The sequence below is a fragment of the Infirmifilum sp. genome (assembly GCF_049970975.1).
GTDB classification, from domain to species: domain Archaea; phylum Thermoproteota; class Thermoprotei; order Thermofilales; family Thermofilaceae; genus Thermofilum; species Thermofilum uzonense.
Map to the genome: position 1 here is coordinate 1 of NZ_JBMFLX010000100.1, position 4,810 is coordinate 4,810.

The 4,810-nt window shown below is 58.6% G+C and carries 6 protein-coding genes; 1 reads left to right on the forward strand and 5 read right to left on the reverse strand.

The window, feature by feature from the left end:
- Positions 1 to 87: 87 nt before the first annotated feature.
- Positions 88 to 252 (reverse strand): hypothetical protein, encoded by a 165-nt coding sequence (locus tag ACP5KC_RS08795; protein WP_428287305.1) that lies wholly within the window; start codon positions 250 to 252, stop codon positions 88 to 90.
- Positions 253 to 597: 345 nt separating this feature from the next.
- Here ACP5KC_RS08795 and ACP5KC_RS08800 point away from each other — a divergent pair, with 345 nt between their 5' ends.
- Positions 598 to 927 carry a TIGR04076 family protein gene (locus ACP5KC_RS08800; protein ID WP_428287306.1) on the forward strand — a complete coding sequence of 110 codons (330 nt, stop codon included), beginning with the start codon at positions 598 to 600 and terminating at the stop codon, positions 925 to 927.
- Positions 928 to 1,040: 113 nt separating this feature from the next.
- Here ACP5KC_RS08800 and ACP5KC_RS08805 read toward each other — a convergent pair whose 3' ends face one another.
- From ACP5KC_RS08805 to ACP5KC_RS08820, 4 genes are read right to left on the reverse strand one after another with little or no spacing between them, the layout of a single operon-like run.
- Positions 1,041 to 1,790 carry an FkbM family methyltransferase gene (locus ACP5KC_RS08805; RefSeq protein WP_428287307.1) on the reverse strand — a complete coding sequence of 250 codons (750 nt, stop codon included), beginning with the start codon at positions 1,788 to 1,790 and terminating at the stop codon, positions 1,041 to 1,043.
- Between the two features lie 36 nt (positions 1,791 to 1,826).
- Positions 1,827 to 2,894 (reverse strand): non-hydrolyzing UDP-N-acetylglucosamine 2-epimerase, encoded by a 1,068-nt coding sequence (wecB, locus tag ACP5KC_RS08810; RefSeq protein WP_428287308.1) that lies wholly within the window; start codon positions 2,892 to 2,894, stop codon positions 1,827 to 1,829.
- A 59-nt stretch (positions 2,895 to 2,953) separates the two neighbouring features.
- Positions 2,954 to 4,267: a nucleotide sugar dehydrogenase gene (locus tag ACP5KC_RS08815; RefSeq protein ID WP_428287309.1), complete on the reverse strand. Its 1,314-nt coding sequence runs from the start codon at positions 4,265 to 4,267 to the stop codon at positions 2,954 to 2,956.
- A complete protein-coding gene (locus ACP5KC_RS08820) occupies positions 4,264 to 4,710 on the reverse strand; it encodes a UDP-N-acetylglucosamine 2-epimerase (RefSeq protein ID WP_428287310.1) in 447 nt (148 codons plus the stop codon). Before ACP5KC_RS08820 ends, ACP5KC_RS08815 begins: the two co-directional genes overlap by 4 nt.
- Between the last annotated feature and the right edge of the window lie 100 nt (positions 4,711 to 4,810).

Below are 4,810 nucleotides of genomic sequence, written 5' to 3' on the forward strand. Positions count from 1 at the left end.
CTCCCCCCAGCGCCTATCCGGGCCCTCCCACAAGGCCCAGAGCCGCACCCACCACCCGCAGACGCCCTTCCTGGCACATCCGCAACGCTAGCGGCCCGCCAGCCTCTCCTTTACCTCGCCTGCGTCGCTCCTCAGCTGGACGATCTCGCGGTGCACCTCGACCATCAGCCTCCGCATGTCGAACATGGTCTCCCGCACCTCGCCGAGCAGCTGATACACGCCGTCAACCCTCTTGCCGAGAGGGTCGGCCACCGCATCGATTCTCTTGCTGGTCTCGCCAATCCTCCTGTTGAGGTCCCCTCACCACCGCGATCGTCAGTACTGCTGGGCCCCCGGCCTAAGCTTTTCGCCCTCCTCAAGCCTCTTTACGACGACCTCGAGGGCCCTATCCAAGGCCGGCGGGAGGTATTCTACTATATGCGCGGAGGGCTATTTAAGCAACTTACGTGCGACGGCTTTCGTTGCCGAGCGCCTCCTCGAACCTCTCCATCTGGCCCCCCGAGTCCAGCTTCACCCGAACAAGGGGTCGCGGGATCCCCTGGAAGCTCCAAACGCTGGGGCCGAAGCCGATTTCTAGTCCTTCGCGGAGGATATGGCGTGGGCAGCTACAAGGTTCAGGTCACCGTCAAGGAGGTTCGCGGCCGCTGCGCAGCGGGCTACGCCCCGGGCGACTCCTTCACGGCCGAGGGGTTCTACATAGCGCCCGGGCAGAGCGTGAGGGTGTGCCTCCACGCTCTTGGCTCGATGCTCACGCTACTGTCCCCCCTCCTGAAGGGCGTCCCGGCCAGGCAGCTCGGCATCGACACCGAGGACGACGTAGGCTACGCCCAGTGCCCGGATCCCGGGAAGCCCTACACGTGCAGGGGGACGGTGGCGTTCGAGCTCAGAAGGGAAGAGTTAAAGGAAGAGGTCAGTTCTTTAACCTAATTCTAAACTTTTAATAACCAGTTTAAAACTTCTTTAACTAAACTTAAGAGCTGGATCTCAGAAGCTGCAGGTTTGGGCGAACCCCTAACTATCACCACCTATCTCATTCCCTGCTATCGGTGCAGCAGCAGGCCGTAATTGCAGGAGACACCTTCCCAACGGTCAAGCTCGAAAATCTCATACCCGATCGCCTTCAACCTCCCTAAGAGGTGGACGTTACTTCTGAGGATCTCGATCACTAGCACTCTCGGAGGATTCTTTTGAAGAATGTTCTCCATACCATTGATGACCTTCATCTCATGCCCTTCAACGTCAATTTTAACTATTTCGATCGTTTTTAGATTGAGCAGCCTTACGAGCGTATCCATTCGCAGCGTGAGCACCTTCACGGTCTTCTCGCAACCTTCCGACTTCTCAAGCGTGTGTGCGCCGGAGGATTTCTGCACGCACAGCTCAGCCCAGCCGTCCCTATCGGAGAGCGCTACGGGCAACGCTACAACCTTGCTTTGGAGGCCGTTGATGACCACGTTTCTCATTAGTAGCGTGAAGTTGGAAGGCTCTGGCTCCAAAGCGTAAACTCTCGCGACTCTCCTCGCTAAGCCGACGGCGTAGAGGCCTATGTGCGCGCCCACGTCGAGGAAGGTGTCGCTCGGCTCAGCGCTCCGCAGGAGGAAGCGCATGGTCTTCGGCTCGAAGGGCCAGGCGAAGCGCCACCAGTCCTGTGCTCTAGCGTAGTAAATCATGCCTGCGCTCTCAAACTCGAACACGACGCGCCTCAGCAGGGGAAGCCCCGAGAGGCGGAGGAGCACGAGCTTGGCTGGCCCCGGGAGCCCCATTAACAGGGAGCTTCGCAGGCCCACCATGGCTGCCCAGCTCCCAGCGCACTTAGGTCTCGCCATCTAGCCAACGTCCTCCTCCAGTATTTTAACGATTCTCTCAGCGGCCCTCCCGTCGCCCAGGGGGTTGGGCCATCCCCCTCGCCTCCCCACCATCTCCAGCGCCCTGCTGAGGATCCTCTGCGGATCCAAGCCGGCCACTGCGTTGGCTCCCACGTAGACAGTCTCGGGCCTCTCGGTGTTGTACCTCAGGGTCACGCAGGGCACCCCCAGGGTGCAGGCCTCCTCCTGCACGCCGCCCGAGTCGGTGAGCACGAGCCTCGCGCCCCTGAGGAGCTTGAGGAACTGGAAGTAGCCGAGCGGCTCGAGGAGGACGACGCCGTCGGACACCCTGATGCCGTGCTCCGCCAGCCTCGCGCGCGTGCGCGGGTGCGCCGGGAAGAGCACGGGCAGCCCCAGCCTCTCCGCTACCAGCCCGACGCCCCTCATCGCGCTGGCGAGGCGCTGGGGGTTGTCCACGTTCTCCTGCCTGTGGAGGGTGAGGAACGCGTACTCCTCCGGCGGGTCCAGGGGCAGCTCCGCCTCCTCTACGCGGCGCAGGTACATCGCCACGGCGTCAACCACGGTGTTGCCCGTGACGTAGACCCCCTCGAATACCCCCTCCCGCTCCAGGTTCCTCCTCGACAGCTGGGTGGGGGCGAAGAGGAGTGCCGAGACGTGGTCGACGACGACCCTGTTCACCTCCTCGGGCATGGACATGTCGAAGCTCCTCAGCCCCGCCTCCACGTGGGCCACCGGCACCCCCAGCTTCACCGCCGACAGTGCTCCGGCGAGCGTCGAGTTCGTGTCGCCCTGCACGACCACCGCGTCGGGCCCCTCCCTCACCAGCACCCTCTCGACGCCCACGAGTATCCTCGCGGTCTGCTCCGCGTGGGTCCCCGAGCCGGCGCCTAGGTTGTACCTGGGCTCGGGCAGCTCGAGCTGCTCGAAGAAGACCCTGTCCATGCTGTAGGAGTAGTGCTGCCCCGTGTGGATGATGAAGAAGTCGATGCCCCGCCTCTCCAGCTCCTTGACGACCGGCGCCAGCTTGATGATCTCGGGCCTCGTGCCCAAGACTACGGCGACCCTCATCCATCTCCCGCCGAACCCAACCTACTTGGCGAACCAGACTTGAGCGCAGTTTTCATGCGTCAACTGTTATCATTAAAAGTTAATCTTTTCCCGAAACCTATACCATAGTATTTAAACCCCTCTCCGTGCGCCACATACGGATCGAATACCCTTCTACCGTCGACAATTATCTTATGCCTCATCAGTTTGCCCACGCCACTTAAATCTACTTGCTTAAACTCTGGATGGTCAGTTACAACGACCACAGCATCTGTCTCCTTAAAAGCCTCCTCGAGGGAGGAGACTCTCTTTGCACCAAAGCTCTCACTCGTGTAGGGGTCGTAGACGATCACGTCCGCGCCCGCGTTGAGGAGCTCTCTGACGACGATCCCAGAGGGGCTTTCGCGGGTATCGCCTACACCGCCCTTATAAGCTGCTCCCAGAATGGCGATCCGCGCTCCCTTGATACTGATGCCATTTTCCCGCAAGGCGGTTTTAATAATCTTTATAGTATGGAGTGGCATGTAATCATTTATTCTACGCGCTAACAGTATGATATCCGATCCGAAGACTCCTTTACCAGTTTTGAACAGCATGTACGGATCCTTAGTCAGGCAGGGACCTCCAACACCGGGGCCCGGCTTATGAACGTTCACTCTAGGATGGGTATTTGCTAATTTGATCGCCTCGTAGACATCTACGCCCAATCTCTCAGATATTAATGCTAGAAGATTCGCAAAAGCAATATTAAGATCTCTAAAAGAGTTCTCTATAAGTTTGACGAACTCAGCAGTAGTGGCGTCAGTAGCGTAAAGCCTTTGATTAACATTACTGTACAGCTCGATGGCCTTCTGCGTGGACTTCGGGCCGACCCCTCCCACAACCCTCGGGACAGTCAACAACTCTTCAATGGCTCTGCCTGGAGCGACTCTTTCCGGAACGTAGGCCAAGTAGAAGTCTTCTTCAGCCCTCAGCCCGCTCTCTTCGAGGGTCCTCTTAACTAAGCCGGCAGTGGTTCCGGGCGGGACGGTTGATTCTATAGCAACCAACGAGCCAACTCTGAGAGCCCTTCTGACATACTCGAGGGCGGATTCTAGCTGACTAAGGTCAACGACATCCCCTCTTACAGGGGTGTTGACAGCGATGATAACAGCTTCAGAATTCCTAACGGCGGAGACTGCATCGGTGGTAGCTTTTAGCGTACCACGGGAAACGGCATCTCTAAGCATTTCATTAAGATGCTGTTCATGGAGGTAACTAATGCCTTTGTTAACCAAATCTACCTTCCTCTCGTCAACGTCGACGCCAACGACACTGAATCCTTTGCTGGCGAACACGACGGCTGTAGGGAGCCCTACGTAGCCGAGCCCCAAGACGCATAGCCTTGCTTTCATCTCGCCACCTCAGAGCCTGAAGGAAGAAATTCCTTGCGAGCCAATGGCAGAAAGCAGCGCACTTGAGTAGCGTCTCTACAAGCTATAAAGGCCTCTGTCCTTGCGAGCTGGAAAGCAAAGCAGTCTGAAGCCGGAATGTGATTAGCGACTTGCTCATCCTTTCCTTTCAAATCTTCTAGACCGTCAACGTGAGTAGCTTTACAGCCTGCTTTGGCAGCAACCAGCGCGCAACCTAGCGCCGAGCTAGCGTCGTCGTAGACCACAACGAGGTCGGGCCTCTCCCTCAGCAGGAACTCCTCCGCGCGCCTGATGATCTCGCCGACCTGGTAGCCGTGGGTTCCGCTGCCCACGCTGGGGAAGTAGTGCGGCTCCGGTATGGAGAGCTGCTCGAAGAAGACCCTGCTCATCTCGTAGTCGTAGTGCTGGCCGGTATCGACGATCACGTGCTCGAAGAGCCTAGAGAACGGCCCGTGGACCCCCGCGAGCTTGACGTAGTTGGGCCTAGCGCCCACTATCGACACTACCTTCATCCCATCACGCTAG

Coding starts and splice junctions, on each gene's coding strand:
- ACP5KC_RS08805 (WP_428287307.1), bottom strand. CDS start 1,790: ATGGTGGGCCTGCGAAGCTCCCTGTTAATGGGGCTCCCGGGGCCAGCC.
- wecB (WP_428287308.1), bottom strand. CDS start 2,894: ATGAGGGTCGCCGTAGTCTTGGGCACGAGGCCCGAGATCATCAAGCTG.
- ACP5KC_RS08815 (WP_428287309.1), bottom strand. CDS start 4,267: ATGAAAGCAAGGCTATGCGTCTTGGGGCTCGGCTACGTAGGGCTCCCT.